The sequence below is a fragment of the Bacteroides eggerthii genome, from assembly GCF_025146565.1.
GTDB lineage: Bacteria > Bacteroidota > Bacteroidia > Bacteroidales > Bacteroidaceae > Bacteroides > Bacteroides eggerthii.
The window spans coordinates 3925017-3949542 of record NZ_CP102258.1; the positions used below are offsets into that span (position 1 = coordinate 3925017).

The 24526-nt window shown below is 45.6% G+C and carries 30 protein-coding genes; 21 read left to right on the forward strand and 9 right to left on the reverse strand.

Features of this window, described 5'->3' with window-relative positions; genetic code table 11:
• Positions 1–61 precede the first annotated feature (61 nt).
• The 10 genes from NQ546_RS16315 (at position 62) to NQ546_RS16360 (ending at position 8682) form a co-directional block, all read left to right on the forward strand.
• Positions 62–1900, forward strand: a complete 1839-nt coding sequence (locus NQ546_RS16315) for a DUF3945 domain-containing protein (RefSeq protein WP_004288698.1) — start codon at positions 62–64, stop codon at positions 1898–1900.
• 54 nt (positions 1901–1954) lie between these two features.
• Positions 1955–2230 carry a DUF4099 domain-containing protein gene (locus NQ546_RS16320; protein WP_004288697.1) on the forward strand — a complete coding sequence of 92 codons (276 nt, stop codon included), beginning with the start codon at positions 1955–1957 and terminating at the stop codon, positions 2228–2230.
• 72 nt (positions 2231–2302) lie between these two features.
• Complete coding sequence (locus NQ546_RS16325; protein WP_004288696.1) at positions 2303–4075, forward strand: DNA topoisomerase; 1773 nt, start codon at positions 2303–2305, stop codon at positions 4073–4075.
• A gap of 297 nt (positions 4076–4372) precedes the next feature.
• The gene (locus tag NQ546_RS16330; protein ID WP_004288695.1) at positions 4373–4585 is read left to right on the forward strand and encodes a hypothetical protein; all 213 of its coding nucleotides are present in this window, start codon (positions 4373–4375) and stop codon (positions 4583–4585) included.
• A gap of 18 nt (positions 4586–4603) precedes the next feature.
• Positions 4604–4813 (forward strand): hypothetical protein, encoded by a 210-nt coding sequence (locus NQ546_RS16335; protein WP_005858546.1) that lies wholly within the window; start codon positions 4604–4606, stop codon positions 4811–4813.
• Between the two features lie 19 nt (positions 4814–4832).
• Entirely contained in the window at positions 4833–5807 is a 975-nt protein-coding gene (locus tag NQ546_RS16340) for a PRTRC system protein E (RefSeq protein ID WP_039953009.1), read from the forward strand.
• 21 nt (positions 5808–5828) lie between these two features.
• Positions 5829–6050 carry a PRTRC system protein C gene (locus NQ546_RS16345; RefSeq protein WP_004288692.1) on the forward strand — a complete coding sequence of 74 codons (222 nt, stop codon included), beginning with the start codon at positions 5829–5831 and terminating at the stop codon, positions 6048–6050.
• A gap of 34 nt (positions 6051–6084) precedes the next feature.
• Positions 6085–7194 carry a hypothetical protein gene (locus NQ546_RS16350; RefSeq protein ID WP_004288691.1) on the forward strand — a complete coding sequence of 370 codons (1110 nt, stop codon included), beginning with the start codon at positions 6085–6087 and terminating at the stop codon, positions 7192–7194.
• 10 nt (positions 7195–7204) lie between these two features.
• Complete coding sequence (locus NQ546_RS16355) at positions 7205–7906, forward strand: prokaryotic E2 ligase family D protein (protein WP_032935770.1); 702 nt, start codon at positions 7205–7207, stop codon at positions 7904–7906.
• A complete protein-coding gene (locus NQ546_RS16360) occupies positions 7903–8682 on the forward strand; it encodes a PRTRC system ThiF family protein (RefSeq protein WP_004288689.1) in 780 nt (259 codons plus the stop codon). Before NQ546_RS16355 ends, NQ546_RS16360 begins: the two co-directional genes overlap by 4 nt.
• An 80-nt stretch (positions 8683–8762) precedes the next feature.
• Here NQ546_RS16360 and NQ546_RS16365 read toward each other — a convergent pair whose 3' ends face one another.
• The 3 genes from NQ546_RS16365 to NQ546_RS16375 form a co-directional block, all read right to left on the reverse strand.
• The gene (locus NQ546_RS16365) at positions 8763–9467 is read right to left on the reverse strand and encodes an NYN domain-containing protein (RefSeq protein WP_004288687.1); all 705 of its coding nucleotides are present in this window, start codon (positions 9465–9467) and stop codon (positions 8763–8765) included.
• A 22-nt stretch (positions 9468–9489) separates the two neighbouring features.
• Complete coding sequence (locus tag NQ546_RS16370) at positions 9490–9816, reverse strand: helix-turn-helix domain-containing protein (RefSeq protein WP_004288686.1); 327 nt, start codon at positions 9814–9816, stop codon at positions 9490–9492.
• Between the two features lie 238 nt (positions 9817–10054).
• The gene (locus tag NQ546_RS16375; RefSeq protein WP_172556406.1) at positions 10055–10885 is read right to left on the reverse strand and encodes a phosphoribosyltransferase; all 831 of its coding nucleotides are present in this window, start codon (positions 10883–10885) and stop codon (positions 10055–10057) included.
• 210 nt (positions 10886–11095) lie between these two features.
• On the opposite strand from NQ546_RS16375, the gene NQ546_RS16380 reads away from it, so the two are divergent.
• The 3 genes from NQ546_RS16380 (at position 11096) to NQ546_RS16390 (ending at position 12816) form a co-directional block, all read left to right on the forward strand.
• Positions 11096–11389, forward strand: a complete 294-nt coding sequence (locus tag NQ546_RS16380; protein ID WP_004288683.1) for a helix-turn-helix domain-containing protein — start codon at positions 11096–11098, stop codon at positions 11387–11389.
• Positions 11386–11688, forward strand: coding sequence for a helix-turn-helix domain-containing protein (locus NQ546_RS16385; RefSeq protein ID WP_004288682.1), 303 nt, complete (start codon positions 11386–11388; stop codon positions 11686–11688). The genes NQ546_RS16380 and NQ546_RS16385 overlap by 4 nt, the downstream gene beginning before the upstream one ends.
• Positions 11689–12036: 348 nt before the next feature.
• Positions 12037–12816: a DUF4121 family protein gene (locus tag NQ546_RS16390; RefSeq protein ID WP_004288681.1), complete on the forward strand. Its 780-nt coding sequence runs from the start codon at positions 12037–12039 to the stop codon at positions 12814–12816.
• Positions 12817–12916: 100 nt separating this feature from the next.
• Here NQ546_RS16390 and NQ546_RS16395 read toward each other — a convergent pair whose 3' ends face one another.
• Entirely contained in the window at positions 12917–13780 is an 864-nt protein-coding gene (locus NQ546_RS16395; RefSeq protein ID WP_004288680.1) for a toprim domain-containing protein, read from the reverse strand.
• 479 nt (positions 13781–14259) lie between these two features.
• On the opposite strand from NQ546_RS16395, the gene NQ546_RS16400 reads away from it, so the two are divergent.
• Positions 14260–14901 (forward strand): hypothetical protein, encoded by a 642-nt coding sequence (locus NQ546_RS16400; protein ID WP_004288678.1) that lies wholly within the window; start codon positions 14260–14262, stop codon positions 14899–14901.
• Positions 14902–15252: 351 nt separating this feature from the next.
• Positions 15253–15954: a hypothetical protein gene (locus tag NQ546_RS16405; RefSeq protein WP_039953005.1), complete on the forward strand. Its 702-nt coding sequence runs from the start codon at positions 15253–15255 to the stop codon at positions 15952–15954.
• Positions 15955–15966: 12 nt separating this feature from the next.
• On the opposite strand, the gene NQ546_RS16410 is transcribed toward NQ546_RS16405, so the two are convergent.
• Positions 15967–16599, reverse strand: coding sequence for a hypothetical protein (locus NQ546_RS16410; protein ID WP_004288675.1), 633 nt, complete (start codon positions 16597–16599; stop codon positions 15967–15969).
• A 282-nt stretch (positions 16600–16881) separates the two neighbouring features.
• Here NQ546_RS16410 and NQ546_RS16415 point away from each other — a divergent pair, with 282 nt between their 5' ends.
• Both NQ546_RS16415 and NQ546_RS16420 read left to right on the forward strand, forming a co-directional pair.
• Positions 16882–17319, forward strand: a complete 438-nt coding sequence (locus tag NQ546_RS16415) for a PepSY-like domain-containing protein (protein ID WP_004288673.1) — start codon at positions 16882–16884, stop codon at positions 17317–17319.
• Between the two features lie 267 nt (positions 17320–17586).
• Positions 17587–17904, forward strand: coding sequence for a hypothetical protein (locus tag NQ546_RS16420; protein ID WP_004288671.1), 318 nt, complete (start codon positions 17587–17589; stop codon positions 17902–17904).
• Positions 17905–17993: 89 nt separating this feature from the next.
• On the opposite strand, the gene NQ546_RS16425 is transcribed toward NQ546_RS16420, so the two are convergent.
• Positions 17994–18353, reverse strand: coding sequence for a winged helix-turn-helix transcriptional regulator (locus tag NQ546_RS16425; protein ID WP_004288670.1), 360 nt, complete (start codon positions 18351–18353; stop codon positions 17994–17996).
• 165 nt (positions 18354–18518) lie between these two features.
• On the opposite strand from NQ546_RS16425, the gene NQ546_RS16430 reads away from it, so the two are divergent.
• Positions 18519–19049, forward strand: a complete 531-nt coding sequence (locus NQ546_RS16430; protein WP_004288669.1) for a DJ-1/PfpI family protein — start codon at positions 18519–18521, stop codon at positions 19047–19049.
• Between the two features lie 131 nt (positions 19050–19180).
• The gene (ung, locus tag NQ546_RS16435; protein ID WP_039953002.1) at positions 19181–19843 is read left to right on the forward strand and encodes a uracil-DNA glycosylase; all 663 of its coding nucleotides are present in this window, start codon (positions 19181–19183) and stop codon (positions 19841–19843) included.
• Positions 19844–19856: 13 nt separating this feature from the next.
• On the opposite strand, the gene NQ546_RS16440 is transcribed toward ung, so the two are convergent.
• Positions 19857–20564, reverse strand: coding sequence for a TIGR02757 family protein (locus NQ546_RS16440; RefSeq protein ID WP_004288667.1), 708 nt, complete (start codon positions 20562–20564; stop codon positions 19857–19859).
• Between the two features lie 348 nt (positions 20565–20912).
• Here NQ546_RS16440 and NQ546_RS16445 point away from each other — a divergent pair, with 348 nt between their 5' ends.
• A complete protein-coding gene (locus NQ546_RS16445; protein WP_004288665.1) occupies positions 20913–21506 on the forward strand; it encodes a type 1 glutamine amidotransferase family protein in 594 nt (197 codons plus the stop codon).
• Between the two features lie 9 nt (positions 21507–21515).
• On the opposite strand, the gene NQ546_RS16450 is transcribed toward NQ546_RS16445, so the two are convergent.
• On the reverse strand, positions 21516–22376 hold the full coding sequence (locus tag NQ546_RS16450) for a DUF6845 domain-containing protein (protein WP_021940402.1): 861 nt from the start codon (positions 22374–22376) through the stop codon (positions 21516–21518).
• A 139-nt stretch (positions 22377–22515) separates the two neighbouring features.
• On the opposite strand from NQ546_RS16450, the gene NQ546_RS16455 reads away from it, so the two are divergent.
• On the forward strand, positions 22516–23415 hold the full coding sequence (locus NQ546_RS16455) for a DMT family transporter (protein ID WP_021940401.1): 900 nt from the start codon (positions 22516–22518) through the stop codon (positions 23413–23415).
• 2 nt (positions 23416–23417) lie between these two features.
• Here the strand turns inward: NQ546_RS16455 and NQ546_RS16460 are convergent, their stop codons facing one another.
• Entirely contained in the window at positions 23418–24461 is a 1044-nt protein-coding gene (locus tag NQ546_RS16460; RefSeq protein WP_004288660.1) for an N-acetylmuramoyl-L-alanine amidase family protein, read from the reverse strand.
• Between the last annotated feature and the right edge of the window lie 65 nt (positions 24462–24526).

Below are 24526 nucleotides of genomic sequence, written 5' to 3' on the forward strand. Positions count from 1 at the left end.
TTGGAAATACCCCATACCTTTGAAGCGTCAAAGCAATTCATTAACCCCTAAAAGAAAAGGTATGGCACAAGAAAAGACCCCGAACGAAAAGCCCAAACGGACTCGGAAGCCGAAGGCCGGAAGTGATGCTCTCCCGGTGGAACAGATTACGGAATTGATGCTGGTTCATAACAAGAACGATCCGAAATTCGGAGTACAGGCTGTCAGTGAAATTGACAAGGACGGAAAAGCGAAGACGGTTCCGGCGGACGAGAAGAATGAAAACTCATTCCTGAAATTCGACAAGAATTCGAGTATTCTCGAAAACTTCATCAAGAATTTTTGGAGCCAGCTCAAGGAACCTACCCATTTCCGCCTGCTCCGCATGACCTACCACGACTACAAGGTGAACAAGCAGGCCATCAGGGATTTGTCGGAGGGAAAGCAGACGGATGCGGTGAAAGAGTTCCTCAAACGCTACGAAATCCGTCCGAGAGAAAACAAGAAGGAACAAAGTGTAAACCAAAAAGAAACAACAGCTATGGCAGACAAAGAGACACAACCGCAGGAACCCCTGCAACAGAGCGAAGTACAGCAGGCGGCACAGCAACAGCAGCAGCCCCAGGCTCAACAGGCAGCGCAGGAGTCGCAAGGACCGCGTTACCGGTATAATGAGAACATGGTCAACTGGGAGGAGTTGGAAAAGGTCGGAATCTCAAAGGCTTCGCTGGAACAGCAGGGACTCCTTGATTCCATGCTGAAGGGCTACAAGACCAACAAACTGGTGCCCCTGACCATCCATCTTTCCGGTTTGCTGACAGCCAAACTGGATGCAAGGCTCTCACTCATCCCGCAACAGGACGGACAGGTGGGACTTGCCATTCACGGCATACGCAAGGAACCGCAGTTGGAACGTCCTTATTTCGGGTTTAACTTTAACGAGGAGGACAAGAAGAACCTGCGTGAGACCGGCAACATGGGGCGTGTGGCGGAACTCAATCTGCGCGGAAGTGAATATACCCCCTGTCTGATTTCCATCGACAAGAGCACCAACGAGCTGGTTGCCGTCCGTCAGGAGCACGTTTACATCCCGCAGGAAGTGAGCGGGGTCAAACTTACCGCAGAGGAAATCAGGCTGCTGAAGGAGGGACAGCCTGTCAAAGTGGAGGGCATGACTTCCAAAGCGGGCAAGGAATTCGATGCCACACTCCAGTACAGTGCCGAGCGCAGGGGACTGGAATTCATCTTTCCGAAAAACCAGATTTTCAACGAACGTTCCATCGGAGGCGTGCCTCTCTCGCCCACCCAGATAAAAATGCTCAGCGAAGGACATACCATTCTGGTGGAAGACATGAAGTTCAGGAACAGGAATGACACCTTCTCGTCCTTTGTAACGATAGACAAGGTAACGGGGCGCCCGAACTACACGCGGCACAATCCGGAAACCGGAGAGATTTATATTCCAAAGGAAATCTGCAACGTGCAGCTGACTGCCGAAGACAGGGAAACCCTGCGCAAGGGACAGCCGGTCTATCTGGAAAACATGATCGGGCGCAACGGGGAGGAATTCTCCTCGTTCGTCAAGCTGGATATGAATACCGGCAGGACGATGTATTCACGCACGCCGAACGGATTCAACGAGCAGCAGGCACCGCGTATTCCGGCGGAGGTTTACGGGCACGTGTTCACGGCACAGGAAAAAGCGAACCTCCAGGATGGCAAGACTTTGCTTGTCGAAGGGCTGAAAAACAACGGGCAGACCTTCAGTTCCTACCTGAAAGTCAATCCCTATTCCGGGCAGTTGCAGTATTTTCAGGAAAATCCGGACATCCGCAGGGACACTTCCCGCCGTGCCACACAGACGGAAACCGCACAGGGACAGCAGCAGGAGCAGAAGAAGGGTGCATCGCAGGCGGTATAGACCTGCTCGGAGAGAAACAGAATCAATCATACAAACCTAAAAAAAACGAATCGTATGAATACGGATCAGAATACCCGTCATATTTATAAGACGGAAGATATCGACTGGGACGGTCTGAAGGCCGCAGGTATCAGTAAGAAACAACTGGAAGCGGAAGGCAACATGGAACTGTTGCTGCAAGGAAAGGAAACGGGCATCGTTCCGCTGAAACTCCATATTTCGGTCCTCAGCCTGACAATGGATGCCACGCTGAAGCTGGTACCCGACGGCAACGGCAGGCCGGTTATGGAAATAAACGGTCTCCGTCAGAAGGAGGAGGCGGCAGTTTGACCGGGAAACAATAAGTATAACTCACGTTCCGTGCCGTTCCTGACGGTACGGAACATCAAAAGGAAAAAGAATATGATAGCGATAGTGACTGACAAGCCCAATGTGGGCAGAGAGATAGCAAGGGTTTTGGGAGCTGACAGAAAAGAGAACGGATATATGAGCGGAAACGGATACATGGTAACATGGACATACGGCAACATGCTTTCCCTGGCGATGCCGAAAGATACCGGTACGGCATGGGTGGAGCGGGAGAACTTCCCCCTGCTGCCGCCTCCTTTTCTGACGGTACGGCATGTAAAGACGGACACGGGATGGAATCCCGACATCAATGCGGTGCTCCAGTTGAAGGTGATAGCCGGGGTGTTCGATGCGTGTGACACCATTGTTGCGGCAACCGACGCTTCCCGCGAGGGGGAAATGCTGTTCCGGTATCTTTATCGTTTTTTGGGATGCAGGAAACCTTGCCTCCGCCTGTGGATCTCCTCCTTGACGGACGAAGCCATTGCCAAAGGAATGGAAAACCTTCGTCCTTGCAGCCTGTTCGACAACTTGTTTTTGGCGGCAGACAGCCGCAACAAGGCCGACTGGCTTCTTGGAGTCAATTCGAGCTATGCCGTCTGCAAGGCGGTCGGTTTCGGGAACAACTCGCTTGGAAGGGTACAGACCCCTGTATTGGCAGCGATAAGCGGACGGTACAGGGAAAGGGAAAATCACATTCCCGCAGACAGCTGGCCCGTATTCGTCAGCCTCTGCAAGAACGGGAAGATAATAAAGATGCGGCATGTGGAAGATTTCTGCAACCGCCGGGATGCCCTGGAACTTTACGAGGACTGCAAGGCGGCAGGATATGCCCGTATCACGGCAGTCAGCAGCCGGACTGAGGAAATCACCGCACCTGCCCTTTATAACCTGACCGGGCTTCAGAAGGATGCGAACCGTTACCATAACCTGACAGCCATACGGGTGCAGGAAATTACCCAAAGCCTGTACGAGAAAAAACTGATCTCCTGCCCGCGCACTTCCAGCCGTCTGCTGCCCGGAGACATGTATGACATGTTGCCTCCGGTTATGGAAAAGCTGCTGTCCGGCAAGGAATTCCGCCAATATGCCGGTATGATCGACCTTGCTGCAAGGAAAGGCGTAACCGGAAATCAGGACACGGCGGAGCATCATGCCATTGTCATCACCGGCATACAGCCGGGGGAACTGGACAGGGAGGAAAGGCTGGTTTACACCCTTGTTGTCGGCAGGATGCTTGAAACGTTCATGCCGCCCTGCAAGGTGGAATATACGACGGTTGAAGCGGTCTGTGCCGCACGCAAGTTCCGAATCCGTACATACCGTATTCTGGAAACGGGGTGGCTCGGTATCTTTCAGAGGGAACGGCTTGTCGCGGAAGACAACGACCTCTGTCCCGTACCCCCTGAACTTTTTCGGGAGGAGAAACTGCCGGTAACGGGATGCAGTCTTATACACAGGAAATCGCTGCCCGCTGCCCCTTATACGGATGAGGAACTGGCAGACTATATGGACAAGACCGGTCTGGGAACCGCATCCACGCGCACGAATATCATCCGTACGCTTCTGGAGCGTAAATATATCCGGTATTCGGGCAAATACATTATCCCGACCCCGAAAGGTCTTCTTTTATATGAAACGGTACGCGGAATGAAAGTGGCTGACTCCTCCCTCACCTCCGGCTGGGAAGCGGAGCTAGCACGGATTGAACGGGGAGAACTCACACAGAAAGAATTCCTGGATGGTGTATTGGAAACGGTAAATGAGGTTACCGGTGAGATTTTCCGGAAACTTTCGGAAGATGAACGGCCGCATGGTTCCATATAGACGGCTGGGCGGAAGGTACGGAACAGAAGAGGTGCAGACTGGGGTCTGTGCCTCTTTTTTTATATATGTACAAGATACGTTTTTCCGCTTTTAAGCGGCAAAGGTCTTGGATTGCCTCGTTTTTGCCGCAAGGCGGCCCCTTTCAGGGGCTGGTCGGCTAAAAGAAAATCATCCTCGCTTCGCTGCGGTATTTTCTTTTGCCAAGCCTTGCGCAAAAAGGCAATCCAAGGGCCGGAGGCCTATAAAATCGGGAAAACATATCCCGATGGGATTATTCATTCTTAAAAATTTAAAGACATGAAACTGAAATTCATCGAAAACATCTGCAGGCAAGTGGTCGCACTGGTTCTGCTTACGGGAATATGCCTGCTTTACTGCAAGGGCGTCATTCCCGTGTATCTGTCTGTCCTGTTCCTTATGTCCGGAACACTGGTCCGTCTCGCCTTCAGGACATTCACCTTTGTCTTGAAAACAATCCTTGTCCTGATTGTCATGGGCATGCTTGTATAACCATCAAATGCAGAAGATATGAGAACTTACACATTTACATCCTCGGCTCCGGTCATGCCGGCTGCATGGCCTGCCACAAACCGGACAACACCTGTCAAAAGACAGCCTCCCTGTACGACAGACGGGCCCAGACGTATCGGCTACTATCTGGAACCGTTGAAAGGCATCGCCTCGAATCCGGACAGGCAGAGAATCCTGAAGGATTTTTTCAAGGAAACTTATGTATAACATTTTAAATTTTACCATTATGTTTTTTCAAGCAATCAACCAAATGATTACGACAGGCACAGACCTGAGTATCAACATCAGACGGGTAAACGACAATCTGACGGTAGCCGTCGTTCCCAGACGGTCGGGAGTAAAGGCCGGAGAACGCATTGTCCCGCTCATCCTGAACGGTACGCCGGAAGAACTGGATGCAGGATTCCTGCAGGCTGTCGGTGCACCCGTACAGAAAGCGCAAGGTATCCTTACCAACCTGGAATCGTTCGAGAAGCAGGCAGAGCAGGCGGTTTCACAAAGCAAAACCTCCAAGCCTACGGTGGAAAAGGAGTCCAAGGAAGCCCGTGAAAAACGGGAAAAGATGGAAAAACTGTTGAAGAAAGCTGAGGATGCCACGGCAGGAAAGCATTATTCCGAAGCATTGACCTGGTTCAGGCAGGCTAAGGTACTGGCACAGCCGGACAAACAGGCGGACATTGACAAAAAAATGGCGGAAGTGCAGAAGAAGGCATCCGAGGGAAGTCTGTTCGACATGGTACAGCCGCCGGTAACTGCTCCACAGCCATCCTTGCAGCAATCGGCTCCACAATCGATGGCAGCCCCGACGCCACAATACCGGAGCGGAGAGCAAGTTCCGATGTTCATGCCCGAACAGCCTGCCCCGGCTCCGCAACCCGTTGCACAGCCGCAAGTCCAGCCCGTACAATATAGGCAACCTGCACCGCAACCGGTTCCTCAGCAGGCTGCTCCACAACCGCAAGACATCCAGTTCCATCAACCGGTACAGGTGCCGCAACCGCAATTGGCGGACAATCGCTGGATGCAACAACCGGCTCCGTCACAGTATGCAACGGTGCAGGAGGCTGCAATGTATAACTTCGACAAGGATTACGAGGATGACCGGGAGCTGCTCAGGGAGGACCCTTATGCGGAATATCCGGACTTTCCGAAGGAATGCCGCATGACGGATATGGCACAAATGGATATGGTATATTGTTAAACCCTATAAAAGAAAAATAATATGGCACTTGAAATCAAAGGATTGCAGAGAGTATTCAAATTCAAGAAGGACTCTATGGAGCTCGTGTTGGATGATCCGAACAGCGAACTGTCCGTAAACGAGGTGATGGACTTCTATTCCATGACCTACCCTGAACTGACCACGGCAACGGTATATGGTCCTGAGTGGGAGGACGACAAGGCGGTTTACCGCTTCAAGACAACCATCGGAGTGAAAGGGTAAGCGGTATGAACAAGAAAAAAAAGGATAAGGAAACATGCAGACAGCTTTCAGAACAAGCCAAGGATGGACTGGCACGGCTGATTATTCTCTCAGTAAGTTCGTCCCACATCCGAAGGGGAACCTCGGAACGGAAAAGAAGGATACTTCCGCCACCGGGAAGCACAATGCTTTTCTGACCGGTAGAATCACACCCCTTGCACCGGATTATTGGCATCAGGATATGGATAATGATTCTCCGATCAATCTCACGACTCCGGAAAATTTTGACTATCTCTACCGGTCGGCATCAAGATATGCGGAACTTATGGGCATAAAACTCCCTTTCCGATACAGGAAAGGGGGGTGCCCCCGCCTGAATATTACCGAGTTGTACAGAGTTATGGAAGAGTGTGTACCGGAGTGTATCAATCTGGAAAAGAAAAGCGGAAGGCTGCATTTCTGTCTGTTCCGCCATCACGACTGGCCGGAACCTGCTTTGTTCTGGATTCCGGTTGATTTTACGGAACGGCTTCCGGCACCATTGAAGGACATTGTCAGGGAGTTCATCCGGCAATTTGTCCGGCATCACGGGCTGTACGATGTTACCGAGACATTTTATTATGACTTTGCCATAGAAGAGCTGGAAGACTGGGGAAACCGGGATTCCGATGCTTCCCCGAAGGAAATCAGGGCGAACAGACGGCTGGCGGATTCCTATCAGTCTGGAAAACGGATGAAAGCACTCAGACGGATGTCGGGCAAACCGTTCTGCAAGTCTTTGGAAGAGGCTGTGCGGAATTACCGGACAAAAAAGGAAAAAGAGCTGAAGCTGTTGGAACTGATAGAGGACGGCATGGCATTGATTACTCCGGAAAGCCCGGTCCTGACAGGCTACCAGTACGATTGGGCTTATGAAGAGGAATGCGATTTTCCCCCGGTGGGAATGGAAAGCCAGGTCATGCTGGTCTATTCTACTGGTGATACACTGGCGGAGTGTGTCAAGGAGTATATGAATTCGGACTACCGGGAGGTCTATGCCCTTACTCCGGTCACTTACAAGCTACTGACACCGGAAACAGACTGTCTTTTTCAGATGGATGACTATCCGGAAAGGCTTTCCAGATGGTTGGTGCGTTTTACAGACTATATTGATGACAACTTTTAAAACGAATGAAATGAATGAACTGACTAAGAAACTTCAACAGGTGATGGTTCCCAAAGCGGCACTGATTGCTTACGAATACAGTGATGGCCGCTATGGACACGGGACATATTATCTCGAACTGCATCCGATCAACGACAGAGGCCGGATGGAGGCTGCCGTCCCCGTTACGTATGAATTTATGGACTCCCTTGTGGAATACTATACGGATAACCGGCAGGATGTACCGCATGGGAAAATCCCCGCCAATATGCTGTGGTGCGATACACGCAAGGGACACGAGAGGTACATCTGGTACAATCCTCCGGGAAAACGGCAGATGTTCTTTTCCGAAAGGCTGAATATTCCGGACGGGACATTCCATGTACCCGGTGTCATTTACAGGGTTTCCGGTGACAGACTGGAAATTTTTGCCTATAAGGGAGAAGCACCGGCAGAAGACAGCCCGCTTTTCCTTGCCCCGTTTTTCAATGTAACGGGAAGCAGTGTCTGTCTGGGAAATGCCTCGTTGACTCCTCCGGAAAACATGACTTTCTCAAAACTCCTTGAGCATTGGGAAAAACGCTTCTGGCTCAGTGAATTTTCCCATTTGGGAGGAAGCAGGAACCCCACCGAAAGCAATCTGGTTTCGGTGACGGAAAAGGCACGGACCAATCCGTTTGACTATAACGAATTGAAACCTATGGACAGACAACTTAAAGACTTATTGGTATGAAAAAGATTCATTATACAGACAGATACCTGCTCAATCCCCACCATCCCGTAACCGTTTTCGTAATCGGTGCGGGCGGAACCGGATCGCAGGTGGCCACCAATCTGGCAAGAATGAGTATCGCATTGCAGGCACTCGGACATCCGGGCCTGCACGTGACGGTTTTTGACCCCGATACTGTCACGGAAGCGAATATCGGACGCCAGTTGTTCAGCGAATCCGAGCTCGGACTGAACAAGGCGGTGGCACTTGTAACCCGTATCAACCGCTTTTTCGGCTTTTCATGGGAGGCAAAAAGGCAATGCTATCCGTCAGGAACATCAGATTCCGTTTTGGCGAATATCATCATCACCTGCACGGATACCACCCGTTCACGGACCGGTCTGTGGCGTTTTTTGAAAAAGCATAGGGAACGTTCATACGATGACGAGAAATCACCGATATACTGGATGGATTTCGGCAATGCTCAGACCACCGGACAAGTACTGATAGGAAATGTCAAAAGCAAGATACCGCAGCCCTCCTCCATTGAATACCTGCCTATACCCAAGATGAACGTCATAACGGAGGAAGTCCCTTATTCCACCATCAGGGAGAAGGATTCGGGACCGAGCTGCTCGCTGACGGAGGCATTGCAAAAGCAGGATCTCTTCATCAATTCCATGTTGGCACAAATCGGATGCGACGTCCTGTGGCGCATGCTCAGGGAAGGAAGAACGTTCTACCGGGGAGCCTATCTCAATCTTGACACGTTACGGGTAAACCCCATCCCGGTATAGAACACAAACGTCAGTTTCTCCTGATACATAAAACGATGTATAGGAGAAACTGACGTTTTGGAACACTCCTGCCATGCGGTTTAATATTTCAGCCGTACGGCATTTGCCACTCCCTTTTCCGTCATGACCAGCTCATACCGGTCCAACTTTTCATAAAGTTTGCCCAATGTCTTGCATCCATATCTCCTGACCTTGAATTTGGGCATCATTTTTTTCAATGCACCGCCGATCAGTGAAAGGGAAACCTCTTCTTTGCCGTCAGCCGCCTGCTCAAAAGCCTTGTCGAAATACTCCATATCCCTTCGGATAAAAAATTCGGGAGTGTTCTCCTCTGCCTTGCTTTCCTTCCGGTCGGCATACAGGAATACGGAACAGGACCGTACCAATGACACCGGGGTCTTTCCTTCCCCATATCCCAGCACTTTCACCCCGGCTTCCCGTATCCGTTGGGCAAGCAGGCTGTAATCACCGTCACTGGCCACCAGGCAGAAACAGTCCACCTGCCCGTCCCGAAGAATATCCATCGCATCTATGACCAGTGCAATGTCCGTCGTGTTCTTTCCGGGAACATGGGAGGAAGCTTGTACAAGCCTGAATCCATGCTCCCTGGCACTTTCCTTCCATGCGGAAAGCGCTTTCCTCGTCCAGTCTCCATAAATTCGTCTCACAACGGCATCCCCGTAACGGGAAACAAAGCCCATTATATCTTCCATCCTCTCAAAGGATGCGTTATCCCCGTCAATAAGGACTGCAACGGTATATCTTGAATTGGCATTTGTCTTCATAACAACTGTTTATGAAACAAAGTTAGCATAACTTTCCCATGTTGGTATTCCCGCCCTTATCTTTTTTCCCACGTTTCTGTAAAAACTCCTGTATTTCCGAGCTTCTGTAGAAGTTTTTCCCGTTATCGTCCGTCTGGTAATAACGGATCAGCCCTTTTTCCCTGTAACGGGCGACTGTCCGCAATGACACGTTTAGCAGTTTGGCAATGTCATAGTTGTCCAAAAGCTCGTCTCCGTTCAGGCAGTCCTTCACGCGTCCCATCCTGTCCAGTTTCTTTTCTATACGGTCAAAACCTTCCACTATGGTCATTATCATTTTTTCAAGCACTTCATTGTCTATATACATCATGGCAATTTTCTCCTGTCTTTTTAAAGGTTATTACTGGAATACCCTTTTCTTGTGCGCACTTTCAAGAGTATATGCCATGTTCAGTGAAAAATGTATGCCACATTATCCGTTTATATTGGATAAGAAATTGTATAACACTGCAAATCAATAAAATACAGATATAAAAATAGTATAGGGGAAATTGAAATGTAAAAATTCGAGGTGTAAAATTGTAAAATCCGAATGTAAACTTTACAATTTACAGGTCGTCAGACCTTCTCCAGATCAGGACTGATAGATGGCGTTTCCATACCAGGCGTTTTACTTTTGCCGGCGAAGGCATCTGAAAGGTACGGGCAAGAAATACAGCACCTTCCACTTTGGCACCGGCCCTTTCCAGATTATGGGCGTATTCCATCAGGCTGGCTCCGCTGGTCAGCAAATCATCGACAATCACCACGCGCTTTCCGTACAGATCGTTTGACATCATATAGTTGGCGGTATTTATTTCAGAGCGTTTTTCTGAGGCATGTTTACACTCCCTGCTTTCCGTAATGCATATTAAATCCAGTCCTGAACGGACATAGCCATGCGTTTCCAGAAAACTGGCAATACCTGAGAAACGTCTGTAATAGCGGTCTGATGTGCTGCACGGCATAAACATGGCAGTAATATCCTCATCAGTGGAAAGAAGCAGGAATGCTTGTGAAAAATATTCCGTACAGCTGTCTTTTCCATCCTTGAAATCATATACTTTTTGCACGAATGCCAACTGGTCATCACAAAGCCAGCTTTCAAAGCGTTTGGGAAAATAATAGCCGGCAAACACGCAGCGAATGCTCCCGAATGAGAACAATCGCAACGGACGGACTTTATCAAACAGCTCAGGACAAGTCAGCGCATATAGCAGCGGTGCATGAGGATTTCCTGCTATGATGGCTTGACGTAGCGGTTTCTCCCTGTCTTCCCGCTCATCGTAGGCTGCTGCATATTGGCATAGCACCTTGCCGCACTTTTTTCTCCAGTATTGTCCGTATATCCAGAGAACGATAGCCGCTAGTAATAATGTTGCATTGATTATCAGTTCCATATTTCCTGTTTTTTTATTTTCGGACAGATTGTCCGAGATAAAAATACTGTTTTTCCGGTAAAGAAACAGACTTTTAGCCATTCTTTTACTTTGCTTCCCCAAACAGAGCGGTCTCTGACATCTGATGACATCTGATGCCGTTTGATGACATCCTTTTGCCCACGACTTTTACTTCCCGTATTTTCGTGCCGGACAAAAAAAGCAGAGTTTATGGAGTTTGTATGTATCGAAGCTAAGGCATTCATGGAAATGAATGAGGCTTTGGAAGCCGTTGAAAAGAAAATGCGTGAAACATGCGGAGGAGGCATCTGTAGTATGGATGACTGGATTGACAATCAGGAAGCGTGTATGCTTATGAATGTCTCGCCCCGAAAGCTGTTGCAACTTCGGAGAAGCAGGATTATCCCTTACAGCCATATAGACCGCAAGGTATATTACAGGCGTCAGGATATTATACGTTATTTGGAAAACAGTATTCACCATGTAACCCCCGAATCCTTATGACTCAATTCATACTGACCAAAGAAAGCCCTGAGATTATACGTTTTTTTCGGAACATAAGCACCCTGTCCAAAATGCTGGATGACCAGGAGAAAAACTTTCGTCCGGTTCTGAACGGAGAGCGTTACATTACCGACAGCGAGTTGGCGGAGAAATTAAAGCTGACACGAAGGACGCTGGCTGATTACAGAATGAACGGCAGGCTGCCCTATTACAAAGTAGGAGGCAAACTTTTATATAAGGAAAAGGACATTCTGGTTCTGTTGGAAAAAAACAGGGTGGAAACATTTGATCATTGGTAATACCCGTTTCCAAGTATCACGACATAAACATAAGAAAGTCATGGAAACGATAAAAAGAGAGGGTTTCATGGCTTTCTTATTACAGAACCGGCAGATTATAAGTTTTTTTATTTTGGAATCATATATCGGTCAGCATTTCTATTTCTTACATGTAAAGGTAGCCTTTTGCTTCTGATGCGCAAGGCGGTCCTTCGGACTGGTTGGCTGAAAAAATCATCCTCGCTTCGCTGCGGTATTTTTTCGCCAAGCCTTGCACTATCAGAGCAAAAGACAAATGTCTGACATGTAAGAGATAGAAATACCGGCTTTGCCAAAGCCGGAAATGTTTAATCACAAAATAAGAAAATTATGATTCAGACAACAAACAAGTATAGCAAAGAAACTTTCATCCGCCTGAACTACTGGTATGATCGGATACACGGACTTGTACAGGAAGATATAGATAAAGTGAATACCATGGTGGAACACATCGAAAAGACACGCTCTGACCGGTATCCACGGACAGGAGACAACCTGTTCTTTGTTTCCGGTTATGGTGAGCGTTCCCGGCTGTTCTTTATAGATGCCGTATATGGAGATAACATTATACTCCGGGATTTTTCCCGTGTTCCATTCGTGTCCCGTGACAAAGAGGGTATCAAATGCGATATGCATGGCGGTGAGTGTCTGTTGGTAAAGGCAGGCGATGTAAGGTTCAAGGCATGGACTACCGGCCGTTTCAAGCATTGGGGGCATTACGGGGCATGTGAAAACGGGGAGGTTTACTACGATGCGAAAATAGCCCTGTGGGAGTGTGGCGCACCTGAACAGCCGGAAAGCCGGGAATGGTTCAAAATCCATATCCGCAAAAACACCCGGCCGAGCGAGGATATGTACGTCGGAGAAATATCCTGTAAGGATGAGGATGGACTCAAACAGTTTGTCAACGACCATGAAGGTACCATATTCGCAGAAGAGGATTCTCAGGAAATGGTCATGCTGTGTTTCAGGCATTCCGACATGAGGATTTCCCCGGAAGAATGGGAAAAGATGGATTGTCCGGTATCCATGCGTGAGATATACGGACAAATGCATGAAGTAAAGATTGTAAAAGACCATAAAACGCATCTGACCACATTCTACTATTAACATAGTATCACCACATGAAAAATCACCCTTGTTTTCTTCTGCCACATATGACAGGAAGGAAACAAGGGTATATCATCAGGCAGTCTTTTCAATACATCTATTAGATATGGAGCAGATTGTTCTTCCTGCACAAATATTCATTCAGATCCTTATATCCGGAATATTCATGCGAAAAATCGCATATACGGATTCCGTATTTGTCCTTTAATGCCTGCACCGCATTTTTCCCGGCGGTATCATTATCCAGACAGCAACGGATGCCGTCATATTGTGAAAGGAAAGAAAAAGCCTTCTGTAAGTTACTGACAGAATTCAACACTATATAATCCCCCTCTTCCAAAGATGGAAAAGCCGGTCTGAAAGACAGAAAATCCATAAACCCCTCAAAAATATAGCAAATCCTGCTTTCCGGCGTGCTAATGATGCGACTGATGTCCTTGGGAGCAATACAAGCCTTGAAATACCTGTTCCTGATTTCGTACCCTCCGGAAATATTAGGGAAAGCGATGGCAAAATAATTCTTCCCATTCCGTTTAAAATGAGCTTCCCTGCATATTTTTCGGGCAGTTTCCAGATCGATGCACCGTTCCTTCAGATAAGTAAGCAGTATCCGGTTGGCAAGAGGAATGATTTTCAGATCTTGAAAGGCGAGATATGCCTTTTCAAACGGACAGGAAACAGTAACCGGTTTCAGTACGGCTCTTTTATCCCCAATACACTGTAGTACATAACCTATATCTTGTGTCCGATAAATCTCCTTGGCCAACGTTATAATGTCCCCTCCCTTCCCCAGACCGAAATCATACCACAATTCCTTATGGAGGTCAACCTTGAAAGAGGCCTCCTTTTCCGTCCTGAAGGGCGATTTGTACCATACGCTGTTCCCACGCTGTATTACCGGTTCGTATCCGAATCCGGCTAAAAAATCAACAAGTCTGATGTTCTTTGCTTCTTGTATGTTCATGGCATCTCATTTTCATGGATTAGTTCACTATTAATACACGACAAAGAACCGCTTTATATCCGAAACATAAAAAGCAGTGTCATCAGATGTCATTAAAAGTCATCAGATGACATCCTGTATATCCTTTTTACATGAATGGCTCAAAAAAACTTTTCTGTTTTGGCATGCACACCTCCTTCATGCAACAATGCCGCAAAGTATGATAAAGGCATGAATTATAAGTAAAACAAAACTGTACAAAATAATATTTATGGAGAAGTTATGACATTCTGAATAGTATCTGTATATTTGTAGAATCCAATAACACATAATATATTTGAATGGTATAATCTGTAGACATTATATCGAATAAGGTTTTAGGATATTGATAACCAATAGCCCTGTTTCTTTTCTGTATAAACTCTATATTTTAATACAATGGAAATTTAAAAACTGTTGACTGCCGCTTTACTATAAACTATTAATTTAAAAAAGTATTTATGAACAACATGAAAGATTTGATTGCGTTATTTGACAACCACAAGATTTATGATACGGATATATGGACAAATGTCCTTATTCTATTGGTGTTTACAGATTTGTATTTAGGTGTGTGTTGTCCCCAAAAAGAACCTGGAATTACGTTTCAGGATTTAACTCTAATAAACCTGATTCCATTCGTAATATTAGGTATTGTCTGTATTTGGACTGTGAAATTTTTTACTTGTATCCTCTTTGCATTATGTACACTAGCAGTACCCTTAATTGGGAAATATATTTTTCTATTTAAGGATGAAGAAGTTTCGATATTTATGTTGAAAGAATATGCAATGAAAACCAATAATACTGTGATTGCACAAATTGTAAGCGATATAGAGATACAAAAATCAAGAAAGGTAAAGAGTGCTTTAGGAAAGGTGGGAGCCATAATCTTATGTTTAGTAGATCTCTTTGCAGGTGCTTTCATGCCCAAGTCAGTTCCAAACTTTTTGGCGCCTAGTGAAATAGTCGTCATTTGTATTTTTGCTCTTTTAGTGCTTTTGGTTTATTCATGCAAAATAAAGATTCAAGGGGTATATCTTTCTAATGATTTGCGAAGCAAAATTTCCAACTTTAAAGTCAACACCCCAAACAATAAATAAATTCTTAATGCATTTAATTTAGCACATGTTTTTATTTTTTTCTCTTGTTGAAAACTATAATTAAAAGGAATGAAAATATTTGCAGAAATCGAACCTGTGTATTATATTTGCAGTGTCAAAGAGACAAATTTTGTCAGATTAGTAAAGAAAAACAATGAATTTAGCGTAAGGCCAATTCAATGGTTTTCATAAAAGATAAAGCAAAAAATGTGCAGTCACTCAAGGAGTTAGAATAAACCGAAGCAAAAGGTTCGATTCCTGGTGGCACCACTTTGAAGAAAATATGATCCTTGAATTTCCATGAGATTCAAGGATTTTTCATTAATGCCCCTACCAAATAGCTTATTAACTATGATCGACTCACAGTATATATTCCCGGCAACTCTTTCTGCCCTGACAATTTTGGCAACGGTATTGAATTTTACAGCACATTTTTCGAATAGTGAATATCTTTCATGGAAGGTGTTCAACAGAATATCACTTGCTACCCTTCTCTCCATGACCGTATGTATTTTCGCCTGGATGATTCACTCACGAGCCGGGATGCTATCATCGCTTCAATTAGTAGAAAATAATCTGGGAAATATGGCGCTAACTATTCTGGGAAGTATGTTTGTCGTATATCAAGATTTTATATTGTTCAGGAATGTATTGTCCTGGATAGGACGTGAAGCATTGCCAATGGATTTAAGCTATTCCTTATACGCTATTCTTGTTCCATTGGTAGTGATGATTATCAAAATCCCATTCGACAATCCGCTGGATATGTTTCCCAAGAATAATATATGGGGAGCGTTATGTTTCGACTTCGGCTTCTGGCACTTTATGACAGCACTTTCACTGGTATATGCCGTTATTATGATTGTTATTCAATTCATCCAGTTCGTTACCGCACTACGGCAACACGGTAAACGTCTTCTACTGGTATGTGTAATCTATTTCCCGGTAATGTTTTCCTTATTCATATTATCAATGTATGCCGTAATAGGAGTGGTGTTTCTCTTCATCATAAAATTGGCATTGGCTCTTATGGAAGAGAATAACAAAAAATAAATTAAATAACAATTATTCTATATACATCAAACATTTATTGTCCTTCTTCTTAAAACGCTTCAACCGTTCCAGCCTCTCGCTTTCACTTTCTTTGGCAGGAAACGTTATCTGACCAGTGTCCTTGTCATAATCATATAATTCCCGCGCAGGAACCACATAAACTTGCTCCGGAGCATCATTAAGCCATCCAAAACCAAAAACGTAAAACAGGCTTTTTATCGGACGGTTCAGTTGGTTAATATTCATATACACCTCATACTTCTCAATATCTTTCCTTTCAAGATAAAATCCTGCTTTACTTCTCCATTTACATTCTACGGCAATTATCTCCCCGACCTCATAAATAGCACTCCTATCTACAACACATTCCAATAACAAATCCGGAGATGAAGAAGACAGAGGCCGGTATCCCTCAACATATTTATCACCTCGCCAATCCAAAAGCCGCCAGAATATTTTTCCTGCATTCAGGTCGGAGCACCCATCTTTACTGATATTGGAATTTTTCACAACCCACTCTTCAAATCTATCTCCCAAATATTTATTCTTGTTCCTTTCTTTAAAGTATTGAAAGGTGTCCATAAACCGATATTGAAAAGCATTCACACAGTCATCAATAAACCTATTTAATATTTTCATTGCCATAACAAACTGTTTCTATATCATTATTCATGAGGATGTTTCAGCGAGCTTCATTACTCCGGTACAGATATGACTCACAAGAAACCATCTGCAAAAATAAAGCAATATTTATTTCAAACAAATATTTACAAATAAAGAATAAGCATTCTTGATTACAAAACACAAAACAAACATCAAAATAAGAAATCAGACTTTTTTCTGTTTTTTCCCAATTCTTTCCAGATTCCTGTCCCATCTTTGCAGTACAGAAACAAATAAAGTATTAATCATTAAAAATAAAGAAGTATGAAAAAGTTTATTATGATGTTAGTTTGTACGTTTGCAATGCACACAATGGTAATGGCGGATAATGACAAGCCAATACAAGTGAGTCAGTTACCTGCAAAGGCACAGACATTTATCAAGACCTATTTCAAGGATCACAAGGTGGCAATGGCTAAGCTGGAGTCGGGAGTATTCTATAAAAGCTATGATGTAGTTTTCACCAACGGCGAGAAAGTGGAGTTTGACAAAGCGGGAGAATGGAAAGAAGTGCGATGCAGACAGAGCGAAGTGCCTGCCCAGATCGTGCCGGAAGCTATCCGTAACTATGTAAAAACAAACTATCCGGATGCAAGAATCCTCCAAATTGAATATGACGATAATGAATATGAGATAAAGTTATCCAACCGTTGGGAAATTACATTTGACTCTAAGATGAGAGTGATTGATATTGACGATTGATGAAAAACCTTTTGCAATCTCCTGTATGCAGATTGATATGATGGAATAAACAAGGAGCACGTTGGAATTCTGTGTAACTATTCCTCAGATGTGTTACTCAATTCCACAGTGCTCTACGGATTTCCACACTGTACCATTTATAGGATTTCCATTCATTTCGCTATAAATCAGAAAGATAAGTTTATCCATCTATCTTTGGCATCTTCTTTGTCCTATGATGAGTGTTAGAGATAATATCCCCAAATACTCACTTAAAATCAGAAAGTTATGAAAAAGGTATTAGTAGCATTAGCAATGGTTCTGGGAACAGGAAGCTCTGTTGTTTTCGCACAGGAAGTAAATAACTCATCAGCAGTTGTGGCAGAAGCCCAAGTGCCGCAGGATGAATTTGTGAAAATGGATCCGACAGAGTTACCACAGGCCATTCTGCTGACATTGGCAAAGAATTACGAGGGTTCCTCTGTAAAAGAAGCCTATGTAAAGGTAAAAGATGAAGCAAAGATCTACAAAATCATTATTCTCACTCAAGACGGTCAGGAAACAGAGACAATTCTGAACGAAAAAGGCGAAGCTGTCAAAGAATAACCCTTTTCAGAATATAAATCTCGTGAAAAAAGGATTCCGGTTCGTGATGAATCGGAATTCTTGCATATTACAACGACATGCGGTTCTTATCAATCCACTTCTTGCTGTACTCCCCGCCGTTCCAGAATATCCGCCATATGCTCCAACGCCCAGCCTACCAGCGATTCTATGTGCGGCATCAAGCTATGCCCCATCTCCGTAAGGGAATACTCCACACGCGGGGGAACCTCGGCATATACTTTTCTGATGACCAGCCCGTCCGTTTCCAACGAACGCAGCGTAACCGTAAGCATACGTTGTGAAATGTCCCCAATCGTCTTTTGAATGTCACAGAAGCGCATCGTACCATTCGTCTTTAGTGTAACCATGATAAGCATTGTCCACTTATCTCCCAACTTACTCAAGACATCCCGTATGGGGCAACCACCTGTGTGATGAAAGTTTTCCATTTTTTAACTTTTACTAATTATCTGAACTTCAACAATGGTTACATTGCTGTAACTATCTAACATTCAAGTGCCTTCTTGTTTTAGAGCAACAGCAAAGCTAACTTTGCAGCACAAAAGTAATGAACTTACTGAAAATAACTATTGTTTTATTTAATAATTAAGATTATGGCAAAGAAAGTTGCAGTTTTAGCAGTAAATCCGGTAAATGGATGCGGTTTGTTCCAATATCTGGAAGCATTTTTTGAAAATGGCATTTCTTATAAAGTATTCGCGGTAGCGGACAGCAAGGAAATCAAGACAAATTCCGGCATTGTCCTGACAGTGGACGATGTAGTGGCCAATCTGAAAGGGCATGAAGATGAATACGATGCGCTTGTGTTCGCCTGCGGTGATGCCGTTCCCGTATTCCAGCAAAATGCCGGTAAACCGTATAACGTCACCATGCTGGAAATCATCAAGACATTCGGCGAGAAAGGCAAAATCATGATCGGGCACTGTGCAGCTGCTATGATGTTCGATTTTACGGGTATCACGAAAGGTAAGAAAGTAGCCGTTCATCCATTGGCCAAACCCGCTATCCGAAACGGAGAAGCAACCGACAATTCCTCCGAAATAGACGGTAACTTCTACACAGCGCAGGATGAAAACAATATCCGGACAATGATAGAAAAAATCGTGACCGCCCTAAAAGCATAACGTAGTACGTGAAAGCCCTGTGCCTGATATTCCCTGACGGCTATGGGGCTTTCTTTTTTATCTGCCAAAGGCATACGCAGTCACAGAGATTATTTGTACATTTGTTGCATCATACCTAGATGCAACATCCTATGAAAGTCAAGATAGAAGAAAGCTGGCGGCAACGTCTGCAAGAAGAATTCGACAAGCCCTACTTTGAAAGGTTAGTGTCATTTGTGAAAAGCGAATACGGACGCGCCCATGTGCTCCCGCCAGGACACCTTATCTTCCATGTTTTCAACTCATGTCCTTTTGAAAAGGTAAAAGTGGTTATCTTAGGACAAGACCCCTATCCCACCCCCGGACAATATTACGGAATATGCTTTTCTGTGCCGGAAGGAGTAGCCATACCGGGATCACTCGTCAACATATTCAGAGAGATACATCAAGACTTAGGTAAGCCGATTCCCACTTCCGGCAATCTGGACCGCTGGGTGGCCCAAGGTGTGTTCTCCTTGAACTCCGTCCTTACGGTACGCGCTCACGAAACCGGCTCACACCGCAACATGGGCTGGGAAACTTTCACAGACGCGGTAATCAAGAAATTAAGTGATGAACGGGAACACCTCGTTTTTATGCTTTGGGGAGCATACGCCAAAGAAAAAGCAGCCCTGATAGACAGAAGCAAGCACCTCATACTGACAACCGTCCATCCTTCGCCCCGTTCTGCCGAATACGGTTTCTTCGGATGCAAGCATTTCAGCAAAGCCAACAATTATCTGCGGAGCAAAGGCATTGAGGAGATAGATTGGTAGAAAGACCCGGAACTTACAACACCCCGTTCACCCCACAGCCGAACAATGCGAAATCTCCCAAACAAGGATCATCCGGAAAGACTTCCGCCAAGGCTGAGGTTATGTTCCTTACATTCTTTAGAGAGAATGTCTCCGTATCGGTAAGTCCCAAAAGACGGGCTACCCGGCAAACATGAGTGTCCAAAGGAATCAGCAAATCACGACGGTCAAAACTTTCCCAGATGCCGAAATCCACCTCCGACTCTTTCCGTATCATCCAGCGCAGAAACATGTTCAGCTTCTTTTGCGGACTCTTGGCGGAGACTTCCAGAAAAGCACACAACTTTTCCATCGGGATGCCCGGATAGCCCGAAAGGGCATCTTCCAAACTATCAAACCGAGAATAGGCGTCATGCAAACGGGCAAAATACGTATAAAAATCCGCATGAGAAAGCATGCGGTAAAAGCTGCTCCGGTCTGCCGGAAGGAAATCTTCTTTCCAGCGGCAGGACAAGACATATTGATGAGGTGAAGCTCCCATCAAGCCATGTAGTTCATCCGCTTTCTTCAATATCTGCTTGCGGTTTCCAAAGCTCATCAAAGCAGTGAGCAGACCGCTAATCTCAATATCCTGCTTCCGCATATACCGATGCGGGAACTGAACAGGGTCACCTTGTATAAAGGCGGCACAATGATATTCCCTTGCCCATTCCAAGAGTTTCAATCGGATTTCCTCAGTCATATTGTTTCTTCAGTCATATTTTATAGGATTCAGTTATTCGCAACTTGTGCAATGCCACGTCCTAATAGAAACTAAATCCCTTTCATGTACTTTTTCAAAAGTTATTCTGCACAATGTAATCCCTCGCAAAGGTACACATGTTTTATCTTTACCGACAAACCCGACAATGATTATTAACAAACTTCCACCCAACAGATTTCAACAAACCAGATTTATAAGAACCTCAGCCAACTTCTCCCCCTTCCTTTTATTTTTGCATCACGAAAAGCCTATGGAACTTTCTTTGCAATATTTGCAAATTTGTAATTTTGTATTCGTATTTTTGCAAGGTATCAAACAAAAGCAAAAATGAAGCAAGAAATATTATTCATAATACTCAATGAATACGCCGACTGGGAAGGCGCTTTCATAGCCGCCTGCCTGAACGCAGGAGTAATGCCGGGCAGCGAAGTGAAATACACCCCGAAAGTAGTTGCCCCGACGTTGGACGCAGTGCGCTCCATCGGCGGTTTCCGCACGTTGCCCGACTACTGTTTCCAGACTATGCCCACAGATTATGCAGCATTGGTGCTGATAGGAGGTATGCAATGGAATTCCCCAGAAGCAGAGCAAGCAGTTCCTTTGGTGAAGGATGCCCTACAACGTGGAAAAATCGTTGGCGCCATCTGCAATGCCGCCTCCTTTATGGCGAAGCATGGTTTCCTCAACAACGTAAAGCATACGGGAAATACCATACAGCAACTAAAACTCTGGGGCGGACAGGAGTACACCAACGAAGCAGGCTACGAAGAGAAGCAGGCCGTCAGCGACCAAAATATCGTCACCGCCAACGGTACAGGACAACTGGAATTCTGCCGCGAACTTCTCTTGTTACTAAAAGCCGATACACCGGAAAATATTCATGCTTCCTATGATTTCTATAAAAACGGATTCGTGAGATAAAGAGAGAACTTAGTTCAGGCTCAATCCATACTCGCCTAAAGTCGCCAGTTCGTCTGCCGTATAACTACCCTGCGCCTTGATGTGCTGTACTTCTCTTATGAATGTCTCAGCATTAGCCAGAAAGTCCCGGAAAGTTTTCATCTCTTGAGGATGCCCTTCCACTATCGGCAGACGTTTGGCAATGTCCAACTGAATAACCAGTTTCATCATTTTCATGTCCAGCCGAGGCATGTCGGGAGCAGGCTTGCGCATGCACTGTTGCAAAACACCCTGCATCGTGACCGACATACGGTTCATGGCAAGTATTTGCTCTTTCATCGGATTATCATTCAGCAACACCTTCTGCGCCCCTTCGGCAAAAGGCGACAAAACATCAAGAATATTCTCTTTATACTCCGCCATCTCAACACTCAAACGGTAATTGGCAGGCAGCAGTTTATCGGCGGCAATCTTATTTTTTACTTTTAGCAAGGAGAGATACTGATTGAAATTAGTATAGAATTGCCTTCTTGTCTGGAACAACTGCATAAAATTCTGTTTCAGATTGCGCCGGGCCTCTTCATCAAAATATGTACCGGGATTGACAACCGATGCAGAGTCCTTCTGAGAGAAAACCGGAGGAATAACAGTTGCCAGCATCGGCGCATTGCCGCCCTGCTCCATATATCCCAGTATGGAATTCACATCCTTTTCCAGCACCAGATTCTTCAATAAGGCAAGCGAAGTGTTGTAGTACTTCATCACCTGACCGGCCTGTTCCACTTCCGCAGCAGAATATTTTTCGTAAGTTTTCTTCTGAACACCGTTACCGCAAGCAGCCAACATAAAGATAACTGCAAACGTTCCCACAAACATTAAAATCTTTCTCATAAGGTTTCCTTTCATTTTTTAATATGCATGTACCATTCGCATGTACGCTTTTATTCACTAATTTTGCAATTCATTATGTGGAACAAACAAATGATGAGAGAGATAGGTTCCGATATATCGTTTAATTTTCAAGAAAAAGATGCGAAACACTACTATAAAAGGTTTTCTATATGCAGCGCTTTCCTCGTCCACATTCGGACTGGCGCCTTTCTTCAGCATATCATTGCTGATAGCCGGATTTTCATCTTTTGAAGTGCTGACATACCGCTGGGGAATCGCCTCACTCATTTTGGCAATTGCCGGTATCATATTGGGAGAGCAGTTCCGAATCAGCAGAAAAGACTGGCAGACCGTATTCATACTAAGCCTGTTCAGAGCCACCACCTCATTCAGTCTCGTGATAGCCTATCAAAACATTGCCAGCGGCGTAGCATCCACCATACACTTCATGTACCCTCTGGCGGTAGCCGTCACCATGATGCTGTTTTTCAAGGAAAAAAAGTCTTTCTCTATCCTGTTTGCAGTGTTCATTTCATTGATAGGTGCAACACTGCTATCAACGGGCGAGATAGATTTCGAAGGCGGAGATACTACAACAGGGCTGGTCGCTGCCGCCATTTCCATATTCTCTTACGGCGGATATATTATAGGTGTACGAAAAAGTCGCGCTGTCAACATCCCGTCTACGGCACTGACTTGTTATGTTATGGGATTCGGAACCCTGTTCTATATTATAGGCGGATGCCTGACAGATGGGATCCGGCTGGCCACAGACAGTCACACATGGCTGAACATCCTCGGACTGGCAATACCGGCAACAGCAGTCTCCAATATCAGTCTGGTAAAGGCTATCAAACATGTAGGCCCCACGCTTACATCAATCTTCGGAGCACTGGAACCTCTGACTGCCATAGTCATCGGATGTTGCGTGTTCAAAGAAAGCTTCACATGGAGCAGCACTATCGGAATCGCCTTGATTGTGACAGCAGTAATAATCGTTATCACGCGCGAAAACAGCATGGGCAAAGTACGCAAGTAATCCTACTTCGTCCGCTTATAATCCGCAATGAACCCCTCCATCATCCACTTGGCCAATGCCTGACGATTGGAGCTGATCACAAAACGGCGTTGGTCGAAAGCATTCTGTATATTGCCCAACTCCACAAAAACGGAAGCCGGTGCGGCCTTCAGCAATACGTAGAGGTTGCGTGAGCTGACCGTCCCTTCAAATCCGCGGTTGGGCTGATGCTTGTCGTATTTCGACTCGAAAGTTCCTTTCATGGCAACAGCCAGCCTCTTTCCCAACACACTTTTCGGAGCATGGTAAAAGAAAACATCCGTCTGTGCACCCTTGCTGCGGCTGTCTACGTGCAGAAATATGGCCCGGCAATACTTATAAATCTTACGGTCCTTCCGGTAAAGCTCATTGATTTTGGTGCAACGCTGTTGCAGACGAGCCACCTGATTCAACGGAATGGCATCCCCCATACAAGTTTCCCGCTTGCTGTTGGAGAGGTAGCGGTCATCACGAATCCCGTCTTTGGCATCTTGAATGATGATACGTACTTCGGCCCCTTCCTGCATCAGGTTACGGGCAAGGCGCAAGGCAACGTCATAGGCATACTCATCCTCATGCAATTCCACCTTTCCTATTTTGCCGATAGCTCCCGGATCGGGTCCTCCATGTCCGCTGACCACATAGAAGCAAGCGCCCTGCAAGCGGTTAGAGGTCACCTCCACATCGGCAAGTTTCCTCCCGAAGAGGCGTTCACGAACAGTTCCTTTTTTATTGGCGGCAGGCTTGGACGAAGCAGTGGCAGAAGCCCCTTTCCTCAACGGGGGAAGCACATATTTCACTCCCAGCTGCAACTCCTCTTTTCCGCGCAGACGCTTCTCGTTCAGCCTTATAAACTCATTATAATAGGCTTTTCCCGGACGCTTGTTCCGCTCCAGAAAAGCAGAGATGCCCTCACCCGATTTAGGTGCGGCATATTCTCCCTGGGCAGAGACATCAAAAACAAGAAAAGCGCAAAAGAAGAAAGCCAGCAAACAAAATATACGTTTCATATTCCCGTTATTCGTCATTTATTCGTAGTCGGTAGCAGATTTTCGGCCGCTAAATTATAGCATTTTACCGTTCACGCGTACAA